23 protein-coding genes are annotated in these 23,242 nt (G+C 30.3%); 13 read left to right on the top strand and 10 right to left on the bottom strand.

What is annotated here, in order from left to right; translation table 11 throughout:
* Window positions 1-153: 153 nt before the first annotated feature.
* The 4 genes from SY27_RS17765 to SY27_RS17780 all read right to left on the bottom strand — a co-directional run bounded on the left by SY27_RS17765 (window position 154) and on the right by SY27_RS17780 (window position 2,686).
* Complete coding sequence (locus SY27_RS17765; protein ID WP_045972923.1) at window positions 154-729, bottom strand: Crp/Fnr family transcriptional regulator; 576 nt, start codon at window positions 727-729, stop codon at window positions 154-156.
* A complete protein-coding gene (locus SY27_RS17770) occupies window positions 729-1,055 on the bottom strand; it encodes a DUF6370 family protein (RefSeq protein WP_045972926.1) in 327 nt (108 codons plus the stop codon). Before SY27_RS17770 ends, SY27_RS17765 begins: the two co-directional genes overlap by 1 nt.
* A gap of 3 nt (window positions 1,056-1,058) precedes the next feature.
* Window positions 1,059-2,258: a formate-dependent phosphoribosylglycinamide formyltransferase gene (gene purT, locus SY27_RS17775; protein WP_369793082.1), complete on the bottom strand. Its 1,200-nt coding sequence runs from the start codon at window positions 2,256-2,258 to the stop codon at window positions 1,059-1,061.
* An 86-nt stretch (window positions 2,259-2,344) separates the two neighbouring features.
* On the bottom strand, window positions 2,345-2,686 hold the full coding sequence (locus tag SY27_RS17780; RefSeq protein WP_045972930.1) for a DUF6249 domain-containing protein: 342 nt from the start codon (window positions 2,684-2,686) through the stop codon (window positions 2,345-2,347).
* 133 nt (window positions 2,687-2,819) lie between these two features.
* Here SY27_RS17780 and SY27_RS17785 point away from each other — a divergent pair, with 133 nt between their 5' ends.
* From SY27_RS17785 to SY27_RS17795, 3 genes are all read left to right on the top strand, one after another.
* Window positions 2,820-3,410: an RNA polymerase sigma factor gene (locus tag SY27_RS17785; RefSeq protein WP_045972932.1), complete on the top strand. Its 591-nt coding sequence runs from the start codon at window positions 2,820-2,822 to the stop codon at window positions 3,408-3,410.
* A complete protein-coding gene (locus SY27_RS17790; protein WP_045972934.1) occupies window positions 3,391-3,798 on the top strand; it encodes a hypothetical protein in 408 nt (135 codons plus the stop codon). The genes SY27_RS17785 and SY27_RS17790 overlap by 20 nt, the downstream gene beginning before the upstream one ends.
* Window positions 3,799-3,999: 201 nt before the next feature.
* The gene (locus SY27_RS17795) at window positions 4,000-4,980 is read left to right on the top strand and encodes a serine hydrolase (protein WP_235271038.1); all 981 of its coding nucleotides are present in this window, start codon (window positions 4,000-4,002) and stop codon (window positions 4,978-4,980) included.
* A gap of 67 nt (window positions 4,981-5,047) precedes the next feature.
* Here the strand turns inward: SY27_RS17795 and SY27_RS17800 are convergent, their stop codons facing one another.
* Both SY27_RS17800 and SY27_RS17805 read right to left on the bottom strand, forming a co-directional pair.
* Window positions 5,048-6,232 carry a pyridoxal phosphate-dependent aminotransferase gene (locus SY27_RS17800; RefSeq protein ID WP_045972938.1) on the bottom strand — a complete coding sequence of 395 codons (1,185 nt, stop codon included), beginning with the start codon at window positions 6,230-6,232 and terminating at the stop codon, window positions 5,048-5,050.
* Window positions 6,233-6,254: 22 nt separating this feature from the next.
* Window positions 6,255-7,349 (bottom strand): acyl-CoA desaturase, encoded by a 1,095-nt coding sequence (locus tag SY27_RS17805; RefSeq protein WP_045972941.1) that lies wholly within the window; start codon window positions 7,347-7,349, stop codon window positions 6,255-6,257.
* 110 nt (window positions 7,350-7,459) lie between these two features.
* On the opposite strand from SY27_RS17805, the gene rsmG reads away from it, so the two are divergent.
* Window positions 7,460-8,089, top strand: coding sequence for a 16S rRNA (guanine(527)-N(7))-methyltransferase RsmG (gene rsmG, locus SY27_RS17810; RefSeq protein WP_045972943.1), 630 nt, complete (start codon window positions 7,460-7,462; stop codon window positions 8,087-8,089).
* 36 nt (window positions 8,090-8,125) lie between these two features.
* Here rsmG and pruA read toward each other — a convergent pair whose 3' ends face one another.
* From pruA to SY27_RS17830, 4 genes are all read right to left on the bottom strand, one after another.
* Entirely contained in the window at window positions 8,126-9,751 is a 1,626-nt protein-coding gene (pruA, locus tag SY27_RS17815) for an L-glutamate gamma-semialdehyde dehydrogenase (RefSeq protein ID WP_045972946.1), read from the bottom strand.
* Window positions 9,752-9,856: 105 nt separating this feature from the next.
* Window positions 9,857-10,243, bottom strand: coding sequence for a Co2+/Mg2+ efflux protein ApaG (apaG, locus tag SY27_RS17820; protein ID WP_045972948.1), 387 nt, complete (start codon window positions 10,241-10,243; stop codon window positions 9,857-9,859).
* A 4-nt stretch (window positions 10,244-10,247) separates the two neighbouring features.
* Window positions 10,248-11,312, bottom strand: a complete 1,065-nt coding sequence (locus SY27_RS17825; RefSeq protein ID WP_082084395.1) for a DUF3667 domain-containing protein — start codon at window positions 11,310-11,312, stop codon at window positions 10,248-10,250.
* 2 nt (window positions 11,313-11,314) lie between these two features.
* A complete protein-coding gene (locus SY27_RS17830) occupies window positions 11,315-12,562 on the bottom strand; it encodes a DUF5103 domain-containing protein (RefSeq protein ID WP_045972952.1) in 1,248 nt (415 codons plus the stop codon).
* A 195-nt stretch (window positions 12,563-12,757) separates the two neighbouring features.
* Here SY27_RS17830 and SY27_RS17835 point away from each other — a divergent pair, with 195 nt between their 5' ends.
* The 9 genes from SY27_RS17835 (at window position 12,758) to SY27_RS17875 (ending at window position 23,196) form a co-directional block, all read left to right on the top strand.
* The gene (locus tag SY27_RS17835; protein WP_045972954.1) at window positions 12,758-14,104 is read left to right on the top strand and encodes a Na(+)-translocating NADH-quinone reductase subunit A; all 1,347 of its coding nucleotides are present in this window, start codon (window positions 12,758-12,760) and stop codon (window positions 14,102-14,104) included.
* A 31-nt stretch (window positions 14,105-14,135) separates the two neighbouring features.
* Window positions 14,136-15,353: an NADH:ubiquinone reductase (Na(+)-transporting) subunit B gene (locus SY27_RS17840; RefSeq protein ID WP_045972956.1), complete on the top strand. Its 1,218-nt coding sequence runs from the start codon at window positions 14,136-14,138 to the stop codon at window positions 15,351-15,353.
* A gap of 5 nt (window positions 15,354-15,358) precedes the next feature.
* Window positions 15,359-16,084: an NADH:ubiquinone reductase (Na(+)-transporting) subunit C gene (gene nqrC, locus SY27_RS17845; RefSeq protein WP_045972958.1), complete on the top strand. Its 726-nt coding sequence runs from the start codon at window positions 15,359-15,361 to the stop codon at window positions 16,082-16,084.
* A 3-nt stretch (window positions 16,085-16,087) separates the two neighbouring features.
* Window positions 16,088-16,762, top strand: a complete 675-nt coding sequence (locus SY27_RS17850; RefSeq protein WP_045972960.1) for an NADH:ubiquinone reductase (Na(+)-transporting) subunit D — start codon at window positions 16,088-16,090, stop codon at window positions 16,760-16,762.
* A 3-nt stretch (window positions 16,763-16,765) separates the two neighbouring features.
* Complete coding sequence (nqrE, locus tag SY27_RS17855) at window positions 16,766-17,524, top strand: NADH:ubiquinone reductase (Na(+)-transporting) subunit E (protein WP_082084396.1); 759 nt, start codon at window positions 16,766-16,768, stop codon at window positions 17,522-17,524.
* A 2-nt stretch (window positions 17,525-17,526) separates the two neighbouring features.
* Window positions 17,527-18,840, top strand: coding sequence for an NADH:ubiquinone reductase (Na(+)-transporting) subunit F (gene nqrF, locus SY27_RS17860; protein WP_045972964.1), 1,314 nt, complete (start codon window positions 17,527-17,529; stop codon window positions 18,838-18,840).
* Between the two features lie 72 nt (window positions 18,841-18,912).
* Window positions 18,913-19,275, top strand: coding sequence for a hypothetical protein (locus tag SY27_RS17865; protein ID WP_045972966.1), 363 nt, complete (start codon window positions 18,913-18,915; stop codon window positions 19,273-19,275).
* Entirely contained in the window at window positions 19,253-20,269 is a 1,017-nt protein-coding gene (locus SY27_RS17870; RefSeq protein WP_045972968.1) for an FAD:protein FMN transferase, read from the top strand. The genes SY27_RS17865 and SY27_RS17870 overlap by 23 nt, the downstream gene beginning before the upstream one ends.
* Window positions 20,270-20,388: 119 nt before the next feature.
* Complete coding sequence (locus SY27_RS17875; RefSeq protein ID WP_045972970.1) at window positions 20,389-23,196, top strand: pitrilysin family protein; 2,808 nt, start codon at window positions 20,389-20,391, stop codon at window positions 23,194-23,196.
* The last annotated feature ends 46 nt before the right edge of the window (window positions 23,197-23,242 follow it).

The raw sequence follows: 23,242 nt of genomic DNA on the forward strand, positions 1-23,242 counted from the left end.
TACTACTCCATATTAAAGGTTACTTAAAGGTTAGGATAAAGGGAGGATAGTGTATAGAAACAGTATGGAAGAGTAATAGTATTTAAAAGAACAACAAATTGTATTAACAAAATGAAGAATCGTTGTATAGAGTAAAATAAACAGATTAAGGAATTATTTTTTTAATAACCGAGCTTTCATTTTACTGAAAAACTCAGGCGTTACACCTATATAAGAAGCAATTTGTTTTTGTGGTACTTTTTGAATTAGTGTAGGGTATTTTGAGCAGAATTTCTCAAAACGTTCTTCAGCAGATAAACTTAAATTATCCATCAGTCTTTCTTGATGTGCTACTAATGAGTTTTCAGTTAAGATGCGGAAAAAGCGTTCTAGTTTTGGAATCTCAAGATACAATTCATCTTGATTTTCTTTAGACAATAACACAATTTCAGCATCTTCTAGTACTTCAATAAATAAGTTGCCTGGTTTTTGAGATAATAAACTATACATGTCTCCAATCCACCAACCTTCGCAAGCAAAATGGAGCACATGTTCTACAATATTATCATTGATATTAAAACTTCTTAGAATCCCTGAATTCACAAAATAGGAATGTTTGCAAATTTTACCTGCATTGTGAAGTATTGTTTTTGCTTTATGATTTTGAATCTCTACTTTTGATAAGAACAAGGACTGTTCCTTTTCTGAAAGAGATACTATTTTGGCAATGTTTTCAAGGATTAAAGCCATTATTTATTCTTTTTTGGTAATAGTTTAAAATGTGTAACAACAAATACACTGTCTTTAACCTCACCTATAACTTCTGCTCTTCGAATAGTTTGACAAAAACCATCTTCCGCATGAGCATCACCGTGTTTATCAATATGTGTACCTTCTACAAAATAAGATTTTCCATCTATTCTAACAGCTAAATCACAACCGTGACCTTTCATTCCAAACTGACATTGCCCACAAGATGCTTCAACGGTTTGTTTTTTCTCTGTGGGAGTTTTTTTCTCTTGAGCATTTCCAATTGTTATGAAAAAAACAAAAATAAGACTTAAAATATGTTTCATGATTTATGAATTTACAGTTATCAATTTAGCGATTTCTTTTGCTCTTTCTGTGATTGCTTCAATTGGAGTTTCTAAAGTGTCATTTGTTAAAACAACACCCATTCGTCTATAAGGTCTTGAAGTAGGCTTTCCAAATAATCTAAAATCTGTTTTGGGTAAACCTGCTATATTTTCAACACCGCTAAAGGTAGGATTGTTTGAGTTTTCAGAAGCTAAAATAACAGCACTGGCACCATTCTTTTCTAAAGTAATTTGGGCAATCGGTAAACTCAATATAGCACGCAAATGCAATTCAAATTCATTAAAGTTTTGAGTATTTGCTAAAGTAACCATTCCTGTATCATGTGGTCTTGGCGATAATTCTGAAAAATAAACACCTTCGTCAGTTAGAAAGAATTCAACACCAAAAAGTCCAGCTCCACCTAAGGCTTCTGTGACTTTTTCAGCCATGTCTTGTGCTTCAAATAAATCCTTATCAGAAATTTTTGCTGGTTGCCAACTTTCCTGGTAATCTCCTCTTTCTTGTCGATGACCAATAGGAGCACAGAATAAAGTTGGTAAATCGTTATTTTGGGAAACCGTTAAAAGTGTAATTTCCGAATGAAAATTAACAAATGCTTCTACAATTACTTCTACCACATCGCCACGAGAACCTTCTACAGCATAATTCCAAGCCTTACTAATATCTTCCTCTGACTTTATAGTAGATTGTCCTTTTCCAGACGAACTCATTAATGGTTTAACAACACAAGGCATTCCAACTTCAGTAACGGCTTTTTGCAATTCTTCCGATGAGGTTGCATAGCGATAATTGGCTGTTCGTAAACCCAGTTCTTTTGAAGCTAAATCACGAATGGCTTTTCGGTTCATCGTAAAATTGGCTGCTTTTGCCGAAGGCACAACTGTTATTCCTTGCTTTTCATAATCATAAAATCGTTCTGTGCGAATGGCTTCAATTTCAGGAACAATAAAATCAGGATTATGTTTGGCTATAATGCTGTCTAGTTCAGCTCCATCAAGCATATTAATGACTTCAAATCCGTGCGCTACTTGCATCGCAGGAGCGTTTTCATAGCTATCAACAGCTATTACAGTTTGTCCAATACGTTGTGCTGCAATTACAAATTCTTTTCCTAGTTCTCCAGAGCCTAAGAGTAAAATTTTTTTATTCATTGTTGTGTTGTTGTTTTGAATTAGTTTCAAAACAAAATTAAGTTTTTAATATTTTAAACAGATAAAAAAGGACCACTTTTATTTAAGTAGCCCAATTTTATCTGTTTTAAATATGTTTATTCTAGGTTTTTGGAAATTTTAAAACCAACCAAAAGACCTATTCCTGCAAATAAGAAAATTAACCCTGGATAAATAGGACCGTTATTAATTTCAAGTAGAGACTCAATAAATAAGGCAGATAATATTCCAGTACCAATTCCTATCATTAAACAAGCTAAATTTAGAATGATAATTTTCCAAATAAACATGGAGGAGTGATTTTTAGAAACAAAAATGTTTGCATCAACTCCTTTTTCTATAAGGGCTAAACGTTCTTTGTTTCTAGTACTATAAAATAAATAGAATATTCCAAAAATGGATAAAAATAACACAGGTACAATAATGATTTCTGATCCCATAACTTTTGTTTTTTAATTGATTACATTTAATGTGTTATAGCTTATGACGAACATTTTTATATTTTGGTTACAAGTTTTTTATTTTTTTAAAATGATGTAACCCATTTTTACTTTTAACAGTCTTATCTTATATATGAGTAAAGTAGAAGATCAAATTTATATTAATAAAGTGCTGAATGGAGATGTCAGTTCATTTTCCATTTTAGTAGATCGATATAAAGATTTAATCTTTACAATAGCTATTAGGATACTAAAAAACAAGGAAGAAGCAGAAGAAGTTTCCCAAGATGTTTTTGTGAAGATTTTTAAATCATTATCTAAATTTAAAGGAGATTCAAAATTCTCAACTTGGATTTATAAAATTGCCTATAATACGTGTTTAGATGTTTTGAAGAAATATAATAGACAGAATAATTTTATACCGATAGAAGAACATACAGAAACACAACTAATAGAATTAGAAAGCATATTTGATACATTGGTTTTAAAAGAACAACAAATTAGTATTCAAAAATGTCTAAATTTATTACCTTATGAAGAAAGTATTCTTTTAACTTTATATTATTATGAAGATCAATCATTAGAAGAAATTTCTAAAGTGCTAAATATTAATCAGAATAATGCAAAAGTGAAACTGTTTAGAAGTAGAAAGAAGTTAGAAAATATTTTAAGAGCTCAATTACCAACAGAAATTATAGAAAACTATGAAAGAAGTGCAAAATAGAGAAGAAGATTTTATAAAAAAAATGATGGATAAATCAGTTCTAGAATCACCATCGACTGATTTTACTTTGAAAATAATGAAAGAAATAACGAAAGAAAATCAATTTTATAAACTAAACAAACCTTTGATTTCAAGGCAAGTTTGGATGTTAGTTTTTACCTTTCTTTTGCTTTTATTTAGCTCTGCGTTTTACTTTATAGATTGGAAAATTCAAGACAATTCATTTACTACTTTATTTGGGGAAATAATTGATGACTCTATTTGGCAGTTGTTTTCGAATCTCAAATTTTCTAAAACATTGAGTTATTCTTTGCTAGTATTTTCTGTTTTTAGTCTTTTACAAATATTCTTTATTAAATCCTATTTTGATAAACGATTTCAGTCATAATAACTTATTTCTAAAATGCTACTATAAATTAAAAGCGGACAATATTGTTCGCTTTTTTTGTAACTTCTTTTGGCATAATAAGGTCTAAAAAAGAAATCATCAATTTAAATAATAAAAAGAATGAGAGTAATTTTTAAGATATTTTTGATTGCGTTTTTGTTAGCACAATCTAATTTTTATGCACAGACCATTGAATCAAAAATGGACAGTTTAATAATCTCTAAATTTAAAGCAGATAATCCAGGAGCTGTTTTTCTAGTAGCAAAAGAAGGAAAATCAATTTATAGAAAAGCTTTTGGTAAAGCCAATTTAGAAATGAATATTGATATGCAACCCGAGTTTGTCTTTGAAATTGGATCCATGACAAAACAATTTACGGCTGTAGCAATAGCACTACTTGAAGAACAAGGGAAATTAAATTTTCAAGATGAAATTGTAAAGTTTATTCCAGATTATCCTACACAAGGAAATAAAATGACAATACATCATTTGTTAACACATACTTCGGGTATTAAAGATTTTACCAAAATGAAAGAGCTTAGGAGTATTTCAAAAAAGGATTTACCTCCAAAGGAGCTTGTAGATTTTTTTAAAAATGAACCTATGGATTTTAATTCAGGAGAACAATTTAAATATAATAATTCAGGATATATTGTTTTGGGTTATATCATTGAAATAGTTTCAGGACAATCGTATGAAGATTTCATCCAGAAAAATATTTTTGATAAATTAGAAATGGAGGCTACTTATTATGCAAATCACAGAAAAATTATAAAGAATAGAGTATCAGGCTATCATAATAAAGAGGGATATATTAATAATGATTATATAAGTTTTACTTTGCCTTATGCTTCGGGTTCAATTATGTCAACTGTAGATGATATGTTAAAATGGCAAAATGCAATGGATACAAATAAGCTAGTAAGCTCAAAAACAAAGCAAAAGATATTGACAAACTATAAGCTAAACAGTGGAGAAGAAATTCACTATGGTTATGGTTGGCATATAAAAGAAATTAATAACTCTATCTCCATAGAGCATGGAGGAAGTATTTTTGGGTTTAAATCTATGGGCATTTATTTGCCAAAAGAAAAGGTTTATGTAATAGGGTTATCAAATTGCGATTGTAACTCACCTACACAAATTACAAAAGATATTGCTACACTTTTTGTAGAAAACTAATTATTATAAAATGAAAAGGGTGTAAATTATTAATTTACACCCTTTTCATTTTATGGCTTTAGAAGTGTTATGCTAACGCTTCCTTTATTCTTTTTAATGCCTCTTTTAATAATTCTTCGCTTGTTGCGTAAGAAAAACGAATACAATTTGGATTACCAAAAGCTTCACCTGTTACAGTAGCTACATTAGCTTCTGCTAAAAGATACATAGAGAAATCAGTTGCGTTTTCAATTTTTGTTCCTTTTAAAGTTTTACCAAAATAATCGGAAACATCAGGAAATACATAAAAAGCTCCTTCTGGAACATTGATTTTTAATCCTGGAATTTCTTGAATTAAACCAACAACTAAATCTCTTCTTTTATGAAAAGCTTCTACCATGTAGTTTAATACTTTTGGATCAGCTTCAACAGCAGCAATAGTTGCTCGTTGAGCTATAGAATTAGCACCACTTGTAACTTGTCCTTGAATTTTTGTACATGCTTTTGCAATAAATTCTGGAGCGCCAATATATCCAATTCTCCATCCTGTCATAGCAAACGCTTTTGCTACTCCATTAACCGTAATTGTTCTATCTAGCATACCTGGAATAGATCCAATACTACAAAATGTTCCTGAGAAATTTATGTGCTCATATATTTCATCTGAAACTACATATATATTTGGGTGTTTTTCTAAAACTTTACAAAGCGCTGTAAGTTCTTCCCTGTTGTAAACAGAACCGCTAGGATTACAAGGAGAACTAAACCACATCATTTTTGTTTTTGGTGTAATTGCTTTTTCAAGTTGTTCAGGTGTGATTTTGAAATCACTATCAACAGAAGTAGGAACTTCGATAGGAGTTCCTCCAGAAAGTTTAATGATTTCGTAATAACTTACCCAATATGGAGCAGGAAGAATCACTTCGTCTCCTTCGTTTAGCATTACTTGAGCAATATTGTATAAAGATTGTTTTGCACCAGTTGAAACAACAATTTGAGAAGATTTGTATTCCAAATCATTATCTCTTTTGAATTTTTTACAGATAGCTTCTTTTAATTCTACATAACCATCAACAGGTGAGTAGGTGCTATAATTTTCATCAATTGCTTTCTTTGCTGCTTCTTTTATAAAATCAGGAGTATTAAAATCAGGCTCTCCTAAACTTAAACTGATTATATCTTTTCCTTGTGCTTTTAATTCTCTTGCTAATGCAGCCATAGCAAGGGTTTGTGATGTAGATAAATTATTAATTCTATCTGATAACGGATTCATTGTATGTAATGTTGTTAGTTGTTTATGCTAATTGAGGTTGTTGTCCTAGTTCTTTTAAATGTTTGAAATGAGCAATTACTGCACTTCTCATTGTTTTATATTCGTAATAAGGCAGATTACATTCTTTTGCAGTTTGTTTTACAATTTCTGCTATTTTACCATAATGAATATGACTTATATTCGGGAAAATATGATGTTCAATTTGATGATTAAGGCCGCCAGTATACCAATTTACAATCCAGTTTTTAGGAGCAAAATTTGTTGTGGTAAACAATTGATGAATTGCCCAAGTATTTTCAATTTCTCCAGCTTCAGAAGGAAGTGGGTTTGTTGTTTCTTCAACAATATGTGCTAATTGGAATACAATACTTAAAATTAAACCAGCAGTATAGTGCATCACAAAAAAACCAATTAAAACTTTCCACCATACAATTCCTAGAATCATAGGAATTACTAACCAAATTGAAAAATAAATAACTTTTGTAATTACTAGTGTTGTCCAAAGAATTTTAGGACTTTTTATTTTACCGTATGAAAGTTTTCTTTTTAAATATCCTTTCATTTGCTTAAAATCGGTAGTTAATGACCAATTGAAAGTTAATAATCCGTATAAAAATACAGAATAGTAATGCTGAAATTTATGAAATTTATACCATTTTGCTTCTTTAGTAAAACGAATAATTCTTCCTGCATCTAAATCTTCATCATGTCCTGGTATATTTGTATAAGTATGATGTAGAACATTGTGTTGTACTTGCCAGTTGTAAACATTTCCTGCTAAGATATATATACTTCCTCCCATGATTTTATTTACCCAGTTTTTAGTTGAATAAGAACCATGATTTCCATCGTGCATTACATTCATTCCAACTCCTGCCATTCCTATTCCAATAACTATACTTAATAGAAGATATAACCAGAGAGGCATAGTTAATGAAATTAAAAAGAAATAAGGTGTAAGGAAAAGAGCAAACATTACAATTGTTTTTAAATGTAATTTCCAGTTTCCGGTTTTCTTAAGATTATTCGTCTTAAAATAGTCATTTACACGTTTATTTAGTGTTCTGAAAAATTTTGCATTGTCAGTTTTTGAGAAGATAGGTGCTTTTGTGTTCATTTTATAAACTAAACTTGGTTTGCGACCAAAGATAATAATTATCTTATTGACACTGTATATTTTAATCTAATTGTTTGTTAAAAAATGTATTTTTGCAACAAAAATAGGATATGGAGTTAATTTTAAAATATTTTCCAAATTTAACGAATACTCAAATTAGACAATTTGAGATGTTGAAAGATTTGTATGAAGATTGGAATTCAAAAATAAATGTTATTTCTCGAAAAGATATTGAAGAACTATATGTTCGTCATGTTTTACATTCTTTAGGGATTTTTAAAATTCTGGAATTCAAACCTGGAACTCAAATTTTAGATGTAGGAACTGGAGGAGGATTTCCAGGGATTCCTTTAGCGATTATGCATCCTGAAGTTGATTTTTATTTAATAGATATTATTGCTAAAAAAATAAAAGTAGTAAATGAAGTGACTGTTGCTTTAGGATTGAAGAATGTTAAAGCGGAACAAAAAAGAGCAGAATTAGTTCGTAGTGATTTTGATTTTATTGTTAGTAGAGCAGTAACCAATATGCCTGATTTTGTCAATTGGGTTGATGGGAAAATAAAAAAAGAGTCAAAGCATGAATTAAGAAATGGAATTTTATATTTAAAAGGAGGAGATTTAAGTGAAGAGTTAGCTACTTTTCCTAAAGCAACTTTGTATAATTTATCAGATTATTTTACTGAGGAGTTTTTTGAAACTAAAAAAGTGGTTCATTTAGCTCTTAAATATAAGAAATAAAAAAAATCCCGCATTTGCGGGATTTTTTTATATATGTTATCCTAAAAATGGATATCTATAATCTTCTGGTGTAACAAAAGTTTCTTTGATTGTTCTAGGTGATACCCAACGCAATAAGTTTTGTGCCGAACCTGCTTTGTCGTTAGTTCCCGAACCTCTTGCACCTCCAAATGGTTGCATTCCTACAACAGCACCTGTTGGTTTGTCATTGATATAGAAGTTTCCAGCAGCATTTTGTAAAGCAACTGTTGCTTCTTCTACTGCATAACGACATTGGCTAAATACAGCCCCAGTTAATGCATATTCAGAAGTTTCGTCAACTAATTTTAAAGTTTCAGTCCATTTTGCATCTTCATAAACATAAATAGTAACTACAGGACCAAATAATTCGGTTTCCATAGTTGAATATTTAGGGTTTGTAGTTAAGATAACGGTTGGTTCAATGAAATAACCTTTTGATTTGTCATAATTTCCTCCTATAATTACCTCTGCATCGCTGTCTTTTTTAGCTTGATCGATATAACGAGCTAATTTGTCAAATGACGCTTCAGAAATTACAGCAGTAACAAAATTGCTCATGTCTTCTGGAGACCCCATTGTTATTGAAGCTAAATCTGCTTCTACATTAGATTTTACAGAAGGCCATAAACTTTGTGGAATATAAACACGAGAAGCAGCGCTACATTTTTGTCCTTGGAATTCAAAAGCACCACGAGTAATTCCTGTTGCTACTTGTTTTGCGTTAGCAGATGGATGTGCAATAATGAAATCTTTTCCACCTGTTTCTCCAACGATTCTTGGATATGTTTTATAAGTTGCAATGTTATTTCCAATAGTTTTCCAAATGTCATTGAAAACTCCTGTAGATCCAGTGAAGTGAACACCGGCTAAGTGTGGGCTAGATAAAATTACATCTGAAACCATTCCAGAATCACCCATTACCATATTGATAACACCATCTGGTAAACCTGCTTCTTTGAAAACTTGCATGATTACATTTGCAGAATATATTTGAGTTGCCGCTGGTTTCCAAACTACTACATTCCCCATTAAAGCAGCACTTGATGGTAAATTTCCTGCAATAGCTGTAAAGTTGAAAGGAGTAATTGCATATACAAAACCTTCTAATGGTCTGTATTCAACTCTGTTCCACATATCTGAATTAGATGCTGGTTGATCAGCGTAGATTTTAGTCATGAATTCTACGTTGTAACGTAAGAAATCGATTAATTCACAAGCTGAATCAATTTCGGCTTGATGAATTGTTTTTGATTGCGCAATCATTGTTGCTGCATTTATTTTAGCACGGTAAGGACCTGCTAATAATTCTGCTGCTTTTAAGAAAATACCAGCACGATTTTCCCATGACATTGCAGCCCATTTTTTCTTAGATTCAAGCGCATTATTAATGGCTTTTTCTATATGAGATTTCTCTGCTAAATGATATGTACCTACTATATGTTGGTGATCATGTGGTGCAGATAATGTTTTTGTATTTCCAGTTCTAATTTCTTCGTTACCAATATATAATGGAACATCTACTTTTGAGTTCCACATTTCTTTGTATACAGCCGAAACTAGTTCTCTTTCAGGTGAGCCAGGAGCATATGCTTTTACAGGCTCATTTACAGCTTTGGGAACGTTAAAAAATCCTTTTAACATAGTGTTGTTTTTTAATGAATTATTAAATAATGATTCGCAAATTTAAGAAAAAAATAATGTAAATAGTATAAGAAAATGTTAGAATGAGAATCTTGCAAGAAAGGATTAGTTCAGTGCGAATGGTGCACTAAATTTAAATGTAGGAATTATAACTCTAAAACTTTTTGTTGTAGTAAAGTTAATCATATTGTAGAACCCTTTCATAGCTCCTATTGGAGAAGAAAGTAAACATCCAGACGTGTAAGTGTGTTTCTCGCCAGGTTTTAAAACAGGTTTTTTACCAACTACACCTTCACCGTCTACAATTTCAATGTTGTTAAGTGCATCGTAAATTTCCCAATGTCTAGAATTTAATTGAACAGAATCTTTGCTAAAATTTTCTATTGTGATTTGGTAACTAAAGGCAAAGTTTATCTTGTAGTTTTTGAAGTAAGTCCCTTCAAAACTAGTCAATACAGAGATTTTTATGCCTTTTGTTATTTGAGTTACCATAAATTTAAAACAAAATTACACCTAAAGATATCATTATCAACATGGAAATTAATAAAAATATACCAAATAAAGGATTCAAAAGTATGAATTTTAAAATGGTTTTCCAACGATTCTGTCCATAAAAATTTCTTAAGGATTTGTAAAAATAGATTGGTAACATGAATATGAAATAAATAAAAGTAGTTATTTCAAATAAATTTTCTGAAATTTCCCCAATAATATTGAACAAAATCATGCACAAAAATATAAAAGTAAAGTAGGTATAAGTAAATACTAAATGTTCTGTATAATTTATTTTTTTTGAATAAAAGACTAGCCAAAACATAATAGTGATGATGGGTAATGATAAGAATATTAAAAAGGGTAGTTTTTGATAAAAGTATTCTGTTAATTCATTTTTTATATCGTTTGTTTTGAATAGAATAGATTTTTTGAATAAAAAACGATTGAATTGGGTGTTTTCGTATTCTAGTTCTTTTAGTGCTTCTTCAGGTGTTTTGTTTGGATATTTTCTGTTGAAATTTCGAAATGAACTAAATTCGTAATAAAAACCCATTTTGTTTTTCTTTAGTTCAGATTTGGTATAGATAGAGTCTTTACTTAAATCTCTGAAGGAATTAATTTGCTCTTTTATAAATGATTTATCTGTGCTTGGTATGCTATCATTAATTTGACTAAGTTCTTTTTTTAATTCGCTTGAATCAAGTAAATTAGTATTGTTTGTGTTGGTTGAATTACCTGAGGATTTTTCATTTAAATTAAAAGTAAGAAAAAGAATAATAGAAACACTTAAAAAGAGTCTAAAAGGATTAGCGTATTTTTGTCTTTTTCCTTCGTTGAATTCTTTTGCTAAAACTCCAGGCTTTGTAAATATTGAAATAATAGAATTTCTTAAACGAGAGTCGTAAGCGTAAAAGTTTGACAAAAATTCTTCAATAAAATCACTTATAGTTAATCTTTTTTTTGAATTCAATTGTCCGCAATGATGGCAATACTTCTCACTAATATCTAGTGAAGTATTACAATTTAGGCATTTTGTTCCTCTGTAAATGGTGTCCTTTCTGCTCATGTTTAATTACGGATTCCTTCGCTATTGGTGTTAGCAATGCCAATTACTCTATCATATCGGTCATTGTTTCCTCTGTAATACACAAGAATGGTATAATTATTTTCTGTTTGATAGAAATTACCATCGATAGCATTTTTGTAATCTATTTCTTTATTCTTATTTGCAATTGTATATTGATAATTAGTATATCCTTGTTTAATTAATATTGCCTTTTCATATAGGCCACTTTCTTTATTGTACGCCATTTTATTCTCTTCATTCATAACATAATTGTTAAACATACCCGTTATGTAAATGTTTTCTCTATCGAAGAAGTCAGGTGCGTTTAATGTGAAATATACCCATGAGTAATCTGCTTCAATTTGCGAGTTTTCTGCATTGTTATTTAGAACAACAAAATTACCATTGAAGTCTGGGAAATAGGTGTAAATGCTGTTTTTTCTAGCATTGTTTGTGTATAAATGTGAATTGTAAATGTCTCCAGAAGTAACTCTTCCAACGCTATTGTTGGTGACTCTTATTTGTGAATTATCTAAAGTGTAGAATTCATTTCCTGCCCAAAACTGAGTCTCTTTGTTGTATCTGTAAATTAATTCTGTTCCAATTGTATATTGAGGTTTTATATTTGAAATAGAATTTTCCCAATTTCCATTTTTAAATATGGAAATCTTCACATTATTTATAGGGTTCTGAAGAACTAAGTCCCCATATTTTATTGATAATTCAATATTTTGTTTTTCATTTATTGATTCAAAGTCTCTTGCTCTTCTTACTTCTGATGCAACGCTTACTGACTCGTCATAAACAATAAATCTTCTTGAAAAAACAATTTCTTGTTCATCATTAAAAACTTTTACAATATAATTTCCTGTTTTTGTTATTCTGTTAAATTTATTTGGAAATTGTTGTCTGTAATGAGAATATAATTGCAAAGTATTAAATGAATTTTCATAGGTAATGATTCTTTGATTATCCATTCCGTTTAGATATTCTACTTTGGCTAAACTTGAAGGTGTCCAGTCATAATTATACTGTGTTATAGTGTAGTAATAATCCGCTTCATTTCCGAATAAATCATCAAATTGAAGTTCAAAATTATCTCCTAATTTAAAAAAGGGTAAAACGTTGTTGTTGTTTTGAACAAAAGAAACTGTTTTTATATTAAAAGGAGGTGCTATTTCTTTTTCTACTTGCGTGTAACTGTTTGAAAATGAAATTAAAAAAAATAAAATATAGATTCTTTTAGTCATCTTTTTGTGTGATTTTTTGTAAAAATACTAAAACTAGAAATAGATATGCAAATTTTATAGTTTAAACCGTGATATTTTATAATTTAGAATAGATATAAATAATGAAAATCAATAGTTATATTTTTGGAGTAGTGTTCCTTAATTAATTAAATTTGCACGTTTTATAAAATAGTACTAACCATATCTTCAATAAACATGTCAAAAGACATTCGAATTAAAAAAGGTTTAGACCTTAAGTTGAAGGGTGAAGCAGAAAAAACAATTTCTGAAGTAACTCGCTCGAAAGTCTATGCTATTAAACCTTCTGATTTTCATAAAGTAACACCTAAAATGGTTCTTAAAGAAGGCGCAGCTGTAAAAGCTGGAGAAGTAATTTTCTACTCTAAGAATGACGAAGCTGTAAAGTTTGTCTCACCAGTGAGTGGAACCATTCAAGAAATTGTTCGTGGTGAAAAAAGAGTAATTCTAGAAGTTAGAATAACTGCTGATATTCAGGACGTTCATGTAGAGCATAGCAAGAAAAACCCAAAAGATTTATCAGGTGAAGAAGTTAAGCAACATTTATTAACATCAGGTTGTTGGTCATTTATCAAACAACGTCCTTATGATGTAATTGCGAATTCGGCTGATACACCAAAATCTATTTTTGTTTCTGGAATAAATTCAGCTCCGTTACAAGGAGATTTGGATTTTGTTTTAAAAGGAAAACAAGAAGCTTTAAAAGTTGGTTTTGAAGCATTAACTAAATTAACATCTGGAAAAGTTCATGTAACTGTTTCTCCTAAATCAGATTTTATGCCTTCAGTTGATGGTGTTAAAGTTCATAAAGGGAAAGGATTGCATCCAGTTGGATTAGTTTCTACTCAAATTGCTAAAATTGATCCAATAAATAAAGGGGAGAAAGTTTGGACTGTTCAAATTGAAGATGTTGCTATAATTGGAGAGTTGTTCTTAACAGGGAAATTTAATTCCGAAAGAATAATTGCTTTAACAGGAACAGGTTTTAAAACACCATCTTATGTGAAAGCTTTAATCGGAGCTCAAATAAGTGATGTTGTTTCTGGAAACTTAAAAGAAGGTAATTATAGAATTATAAGTGGAAACGTGTTAACTGGAGATAAAAAATCAAAAGATGATTTCTTAGGATATTATCATAACCAGATTACAGTAATTCCAGAAGGAGATGATTATGATTTCTTCGGATGGAATATTCCAAGACCTAATAAATTTAGTGTTTATAGAGCAAATATGTTTTCTTTCTTAACACCAAAGAAAAAATACAATCTAAACACAAATACTAACGGTGAACATAGAGGTTTTGTATTAACAGGAGAATATGAAAAAGTATTTCCTTTGGATATTTACCCTATGCAATTATTGAAAGCTATTTTAGTAAAAGATATAGATCAAATGGAAGCATTAGGTATTTATGAAGTAGCTCCAGAAGATTTTGCATTGACAGAATATATTTGTGTTTCAAAACAAGATCATCAACATATCGTTAGAGAAGGATTAGATGTAATGATAAACGAGGTAGGATAAATCTTTCAAATAAATTTTAAAATCACAAAAAATGGGATTAAAACAAAATTTACATAATTTAAAAGAAAAGTATAAAGGAACTAAGTTTGAACAAGGTTTCAATGCATTGCATACTTTTCTTTATGTACCTAACATAACCACTCATTCAGGGTCACATGTTAGAGATGCTACCGATTTAAAACGTGTAATGAATACAGTAATCATGGCAATGGTTCCTGTTCTTTTATTCGGTATGTTTAATGCTGGTTATCAGTATAATTTGGCAACTAATGGAGTTGCTGAATTTTTAACAATGGATAATTTCATTGTTGGGTTAAAAAAGATTCTACCTCTATTGGTTGTTTCTTATGGAGTAGGTTTAGGTATTGAGTTTATTTTTGCTACAGTTAAGAAACATGAAGTAGAAGAGGGATATCTTGTAACAGGTATGCTTGTGCCTTTAATTGTTCCTATCGATTTACCATTATGGATGCTTGCTGTTGCAGTAGCTTTTGGTGTAATTATAGCAAAAGAATTATTTGGAGGAACAGGAATGAATGTTTTGAATCCTGCTTTAACAATTCGTGCTTTCTTGTTCTTTAACTGGGCAGCTTGGATGTCGGGAGATAAAGTTTGGGTTCACGGATCAGTAGAAAGAGCTAATGAAATTGCAAACCTTAAATTACAAGGTATAGAGCAATTACCAGATGCAATATCAGGAGAAACTATTTTAGGAACTTTAGCAGCAAATAAACCTGTTGCCTATTCTGCTACAGATATGTTCTTTGGATATATTCCAGGTTCTGTAGGTGAAACATCAACATTTTTAATATTATTAGGAGCTGCTTTCCTTATTTTTACAGGAATTGGTAGTGCAAGAATTATGATTTCTTCAATCATTGGAGCTGTTGTAATGGGATTAATCTTTAACGGAATAGTAGACGCAGGTGTTATCACAGAGTCAAGTAAATTCTATGGTTTAATGGCTTTCCCTTTTTGGAAACATTTACTAGTTGGAGGTTTAGCTTTTGGTATTGTGTATATGGCGACAGATCCTGTTTCTGCATCACAAACAAATAAAGGTAAAATTATTTACGGATTCTTAATCGGATTTATCAGTATTTTAATTCGTGTATTTAATCCAGCTTATCCAGAAGGAGTAATGATGGCAATATTATTAATGAACGTATTTGCTCCAACAATTGATCATTATGTGGTTCAAGGAAATGTAAAAAGAAGAATGAAACGTTTAAAAACTAAAACTGCTTAATAATTATGTCAACTAAACGTACAGATTCAAATTTATATACTATAATATTCTCAGTAATATTAGTAGTTGTAGTAGGTTCTTTGTTGGCATTTTTTGCAAGTGCAACAAAAGAGATGCGTGATAACAATGATAAAGTTAAAACGCAAATGGATATTTTAAGTGCAATGGGCATTGATTCAGATAGAACAAATGCTACAGAAACATTTAATAAATATATTAAAGAGCAATTCGTTATTGAAGGTGATAAAGTAACTGAAGATAAGGAAGCGTATTTAATTAATATAAAGAAGGAATTAGATAATGCAAAACAAGGTAAAGTTCAGAAATTACCTTTATTTGTAGGAGAAAAAGAAGGTAAAAAAATCTATATTGTTCCAGTAAGAGGTAATGGTCTTTGGGATGCTATTTGGGGCTATGTTGCTTTAAACGATGATTTAAAAAGTATCAATGGTGTGTATTTTGACCATAAAGGAGAAACTCCTGGATTGGGTGCTAACATCACTGAAGCATTTTTTGAAGATGACTTCAAAGGAGAAATGATTTTTGATGCTGAAGGAAATTATAAATCAGTTGAGATTTCTAAATCAAATGGAGATCCTAATAATGTAGATAAATCAGATAATCAAGTAGATGCTATCTCAGGAGCAACAATTACAGGTAATGGAGTTGGAGCAATGTTAAAATCTGGGATTAAGCTTTATTTGCCTTATTTCGAAACTATAAAAAAATAAGCTATGGCAGAAAATAAAAACACAGTAAAAGAGCCATTGTTCTCAAAAAAGAATATGGGTTTAGTAAAAGATCCGCTTACAGATAGTAATCCTATTACGGTTCAAGTATTAGGAATATGTTCTGCATTAGCAATTACTGCTGAACTAAAAGCGTCAATTATTATGGCATTGTCTGTAATGTTTGTACTAGCGGCTGGTAACGTAGTTATCTCATTAATGAGGAATATTATTCCTTCTGCAATTAGAATTATCGCTCAACTTGTTGTCGTTGCGGCTTTAGTAATTATTGTAGATTTAACACTGAAAGCTTATGTGCCAGATTTGGCTAAAAAACTTTCTGTATTTATCGGATTAATTATTACAAACTGTATTATCATGGGACGTTTTGAAGCTTTTGCTTTAGGTAATGGTCCTTGGAAAGCATTTTTAGATGGAATTGGTAATGCAGCAGGATATGGATTAATTTTAGTAGTAGTAGGTTTTTTCAGAGAATTATTGGGTTCAGGAAAATTATTAGGTTTTCCAGTATTTGGTGATCCAGTTGAAAAAACAGGACTTTACGCATTAGGATATGAAAATAATGGTTTTATGTTATTAGCTCCAATGGCGTTAATTACTTTAGGATTAATTATCGGATTCCAACGTTCAAGAAATAAAAGTCTAATAGAAACAAACTAAGAAATGGAATTATTACAATTATTTTTAAAATCAATCTTTATTGATAATATGGTATTTGCAACATTCTTAGGAATGTGTTCATACTTAGCGGTTTCTAAAAAAGTTTCTACAGCAGTAGGATTAGGTGCAGCAGTTATTTTCGTAATGTTAGTAACTGTTCCTTTAAACTTTTTATTAGATCAATACTTACTTCGTCCAGGTGCATTAGTGTGGTTAGGTGAAGAATATGCAGATTATGATTTAAGCTTTTTAACATTTATTCTTTTTATTGCTACTATTGCTACAATGGTACAGTTAGTTGAAATGATCGTTGAAAAATTTGCTCCAGCATTATACACATCATTAGGTATATTTCTACCTTTAATTGCTGTGAACTGTGCTATTCTTGGAGGATCATTATTCATGCAACAAAAAGAATTTAATAATATTACTGAAGCAACCGTATATGGTGTTGGATCAGGTATTGGTTGGTTCTTAGCAATTTTAGCTATTGCAGCTATTAGAGAAAAAATCAGATATTCAAATGTTCCACCTGCTTTTAGAGGTTTAGGTATGACATTTATTTTAACAGGTTTAATGGCTATTGGTTTTATGTCTTTTGGAGGAATGCTTTCAGGAGGGGATAGTGCTGAACCTAAAAAAGAACTTGTTGAAAATGTTGAGCCTTCTACATCTATTGAAGAAAAAGTAGAAATTGTATCAGATTCAACAGAGGTAGAACAAATAGCAAATGATTCATTAACCCAAACAGTACAGGAATAATTATGATAGCTTTAGAAGTAAGTACTACTGGTTTAATCAGTACAACAGTAATAGCCTTTTTAATTTTATTACTAGCTCTTGTTGCAATTATATTATTTGCCAAAGCTAAATTGGTTCCATCTGGTCCAGTTAAAATTAAAATTAATGGAGAGAATGAAATTGAAGTAGGTTCAGGAAATACATTATTATCTACATTAGGATCAAGCAAAATTTTCTTGCCATCAGCTTGTGGTGGTGGTGGAACTTGTATTCAATGTAAATGTAAAGTTCTTGACGGTGGTGGAGAAGCTTTGCCAACAGAAGTGCCTCACTTTAGTAGAAAAGAATTAGCAGAAGGATGGCGTTTAGGATGTCAGGTGAAAGTTAAGAGTGACATGGTTATCGAAGTTCCAGAAGAAGTGTTTGGAATTAAGAAATTTGAAGCAAAAGTATATTCAAACTATAACGTAGCTTCTTTTATTAAAGAGTTTATCGTTGAGTTGCCAGAAGATATGCATTATGAACCAGGAGGATATATCCAAATTGAGATTCCTAAATGTGAAATCAATTATACAGATATTGATATCACAGCACATCCAGTAGAACATCCAGGTGAGCCAGAAAAATTCAAAGCAGAATGGGATAAATTTAATTTATGGCCATTAGTAATGAAAAATGATGAATTAGTAGAAAGAGCATATTCAATGGCTTCTTATCCTGCTGAGGGAAGAAAGATTATGTTGAATGTTCGTGTTGCTACTCCACCATGGGATAGAAACATTAACGGATGGGCAAAAGTAAATCCAGGAGTTGCTTCTTCTTATATTTTCTCAAGAAAAGCAGGTGATCCAGTAGTGGTTTCAGGTCCTTATGGAGAATTCTTCATTAATGAAACTGAAGCAGAAATGTTATATGTAGGTGGAGGAGCAGGTATGGCACCAATGCGTTCTCATTTATATCACTTATTCCGTACTGTTAAAACAGGACGTAAAGTAACATATTGGTATGGAGGTCGTTCAAAGAGAGAGTTGTTCTATACAGATCACTTTAGAGCGTTAGAAAAAGATTTTCCTAACTTTAAATTCTATTTAGCATTATCTGAGCCTCAACCAGAAGATAACTGGAAAGTAAAAGAAGGTGTTAATGGAGAAGGTGACGGATTCGTTGGATTTATTCATAATGTAGTAATTGATAACTATTTATCACATCATGAAAATCCAGAAGATATTGAATTATATTTCTGTGGTCCACCAATGATGAACAAAGCAGTTCAAAAAATGGGTGAAGACTTCGGACTTGATCCTGAGAACATCAGATTTGATGATTTTGGAGGATAATATTTTAAAAAACCGATTCAGAAATGAATCGGTTTTTTAATTTCTATTCAAGCTTATTTGTATTTTTGTACTATGGAAGAACTTACAGAACAAGAACTACATCAAATTGCAATGAATCATGTAGGGAAAGACCTTGAAAAAAAAGGTTTCGAATTTATTGCAATTAATAGTCAATTAAAAAAACATCCTCAATTTGTTTGTGTAGACACACAAAATAGATTACACTTTGTCATGGTACAAGCGGTTCCTTATCCTATAAATCCAGATGAACCCAATGTTTTGTTTGTAGAAACATTTATTAATCATGCAAAAACAAAAAATGCAAAAGTATTATTTGCAGGCGTTGGCATTGCCAATGCAGAAGATTTCGAAAAACCAGTTTACGTTTCATCCGATTATATAATCAATTACAATGGATATAAAGAACTTTTATAGTCTACTTCTACTTTTTGTATTAATGACTTCTTGTGAAAAAAAAGAAAATACTTTTTTTGTAATTCAAGGAGAAGCTCAAGGTAGTACTTATGCAATTAAATATATTGCTAATGAAGAGTTAGTTTCTAAATTGCAAATAGACTCTTTGCTCTTAGCTTTTGATATGTCACTTTCGACTTATAGAAATGATTCTAAAATTTCTAAAATAAATTTGGGAGATAGTACTATTGTTATTGATGATTTTTTTGTTGATACATTTAAAGCCTCAAATCAAATTTTTAATGAAACAGAAGGACTATTTGATCCAACAATTGGAATTTTAGTAAATGCTTATGGTTTTGGACCTAGTAAAAAACATCAAAATCTTACTCAAAATCAAATTGATAGTTTGTTGCAATATGTTGGTTTTAATAAGGTTAAGATAAACGAAAACAAAACAATTTCAAAAAAATATGCTGCTATTTATTTCGATTTTAATTCAATAGCACAAGGTTATTCTGTTGACGTTGTAGTGAAATTTTTAAAATCAAAAGGAATTGAAAATGGAATCATAGAAATAGGAGGAGAATTATTCGCCTTGGGAAAAAACAGTATTGATAATAAAAGTTGGATTGTAGGTATAGATGATCCATTACAAAAGCCAGATGAAAGAAAGTTAATAGCAACAATTCAACTAGAGAATGTTGGAATGGCAACATCTGGAAACTATCGTAAAGTAATAACAGATTCTATTACAGGAGAAAAATTTGTTCATATTATAAATCCAAAAACAGGGAAGAGAGAAAAAAACACTATTCTAAGTGCAACAGTTTTAGCACCTACCTGTATAATGGCTGATGGCTATGCTACTGCTTTTATGATAATGGATTTAGAACAAGTGAAAACATTCGTAAAAAAGCATCCAGAATTAAATGTTTTATTGCTTTATGCGGATGAAAATAATGAAATGCAACGATTTGAAACAGATAACTTTAAAAATATATTGTTACATTAAATAATGATAACTTAGAATTCTTTAAAATGTTATTTCTTTAGATTAAAAGTTAATTTATATATAATAATTTAGTTTTTTTTGTGTTATAGGTTTAGTTTTAGAACAAAATACTATAACAAATGAAAAAAATTAAACAATCGTTTTACATCTTATTGTCAGCAATGTCTGCTATTGGATTTGCTCAAGAGCTTAAAATGGACAGTCCAATTCCTATGGATCCAACCGTTAAAACAGGAAAATTAAAAAATGGATTAACGTATTACATCAAAAAAAATAGTAAACCTGAAAATAAAGTTGATCTTAGGTTGATGATTAATGCAGGTTCTATACTAGAAACAGATGAACAACAAGGATTAGCACATTTTATGGAACACATGTGTTTCAACGGAACAAAACGTTTTCCAAAAAATAAATTAGTTGATTATCTTCAAAGTATAGGTGTTAAATTTGGACAACATTTAAATGCTTATACTAGTTTTGATGAAACCGTTTATTTCTTACCAATTCCTTCAGATGATAAAGAAAAATTAGAAAAAGGATTCCAAATCATTGAAGATTGGGCGTTTAATACTACACTTACTCCTGAAGAAATTGATAAAGAAAGAGGTGTGGTTTTAGAAGAATATCGTCTTGGACTTGGAGCAGATAAAAGAATGATGGGACGTTTTATGCCAAAAATGATGTATAATTCGCAATATGCAAAGCGTTTACCTATAGGTCAAAAAGAAATTCTTGAAAACTTCACTTATGATAAATTAACAAGTTTCTATAAAGATTGGTATAGACCAAATTTAATGAGTGTAGTAGTTGTTGGAGATATTGATGTGGCAGAAATGGAGAAAAAAATAAAAGACCACTTTTCTTCATATAAAAACCCAAAAAAGGAAAAGCCTCGTAAAATGTTTGAAGTGCCAAATCACAAAGAAACATTTATAGCTGTTGAAAGCGATAAAGAAGCTGCTTTTTCACAAGTAAGATTATTGTATAAAGACTATACAGAACCAAAGAAAACAGTTACAGTAGGAGATTTTAGAACAGAACTTATAGAAGGATTGTTTTCAACAATGTTGAATAATAGATTAGAAGAAAAACAAAACTCACCTACACCACCTTTTACTTACGGATACACATATCATGGAGGTACATTTGCTAGAAATAAAGAAGCTTTTCAGTCTTTTGCTATGGTGGCACAAGACAAACAATTAGATGCTTTAAAAGTATTAATAGAAGAGAATGAAAGGGTAAGAAAATATGGATTTACTGAATCTGAATTGGAAAGAGCTAAAACAAAATATCTAAATCAGGTTGAGAGACAATATAATGAGAGAGATAAAACAGAGTCTGAGAACTACGTTTGGGCTATGCAAAGTAACTTTTTAGAGCAAGAACCAGCGCCTAGTATTGAATGGACATTTGCAGCAATGAAACAATTATTGCCAACAATCTCTATAAAGGAAACAAATGATTTAATTTCAAAATATATTAAAGAAGACAATAGAGTTGTTATTCTAACAGGTCCAGAGAAAGAAGGTGTGGCAAAGCCAACAGAGAAAGATGTTTTAGAAGCGATGAAAATTGATGAAAAAGCATTAAAACCGTATGAAGAAACTGCTGTAGCAGAAAGTTTACTTAGAAATTCAGTTAAAAAAGGAAAAGTGGTTAAAACTGAAAAAAATGACAAATTAGACGTTGCAACATTTACATTATCGAATGGAGCAAAAGTAATCTATAAGAAAACAGATTTCAAGAACGATGAAATTATGTTCCAAGCATTAAGTTTTGGAGGTTCAAACACACTTTCTAATGAAGATTATAAAAAAGTATCTGTAGCAATGGGTGGCTTAACAGAAGCAGGTTTTTCTGGCATGAATAAAAATGATATTAATAAATTCATGACAGGTAAAATCGCTAGAGTTAATCCTTTTGTTTCTTCAACAGTAGAAGGAATGAGAGGATCATCAACACCAAAAGACTTTGAATACCTTATGCAAATGATTCATGCTTATTTTACAGATTTAAACATGGACAAGGAAGCTTTTGAAGGATATAAAACAAAACAAAAAGGATTTATTTCAAATATGTTGTCAATGCCTTCAATGTACTTTTCTAATGAGTTATACTCATATCTAAACAAAGAAAATCCAAGATACTTAGGTTTTCCAAAAGCAGAAGACTATGATAATGCAGATTATGAATTAGCTTATAAAATATACAAAGAAAGATTTGCAAATGCAGGAGACTTTAATTTCTATTTTGTTGGAAATGTTGACGAAGCAAAATTAATAGAATATTCAGAATTATATTTAGCATCATTACCTGCTAAAAAAGATAGCGAAAAAGCAATCGATTTAGGTTATAGAATGTTAAAAGGTGAACATAAAAAGATAATAAATAAAGGAAAAGATCCTAAAAGTACTGTAAATATAATGTTCTATGGAGATTGTAAATATGATGCTAAAGAAGATTTTGCTTTAAATGCATTAGCAGAAGTATTAACCATCAAATTAGTTGAAGAACTAAGAGAAAATGAAAGTGGTGTTTATGGAGTAGGAGCAAGAGGAAATATGAATAAAGTACCAGCAGGTAGTTTTAGTTTTTCAATTAATTTTCCATGTGGTCCAGAAAATGCAGAAACATTAACAGCTTCAGCATTGAGAGAATTAAATAAAATAATAGAAAACGGACCAGAACAAAAAGATGTTGATAAATTTATTGAAGCAGAAAAATTAGATTATAAAAAGAAAATAAAAGAAAATAGCTTTTGGATGTCAAACCTTACAAGTTCTTATATGAACGATAATAATCCAGAAGAAATTTTAAATTATGAAGCAAAAGTGAAAGCAATTACTCCAAAAGAAATTCAAGCAGTAGCCAAAAAATACTTAACGAAAGAAAAAGTTATCGCTATATTGATGCCAGAAGAGTAAACTATAAACAAGTATCTAAAGAAAATCCCACTTTTGTGGGATTTTT

This window comes from Flavobacterium sp. 316 (assembly GCF_000967805.1).
Taxonomy (GTDB): Bacteria; Bacteroidota; Bacteroidia; order Flavobacteriales; family Flavobacteriaceae; genus Flavobacterium; species Flavobacterium sediminilitoris.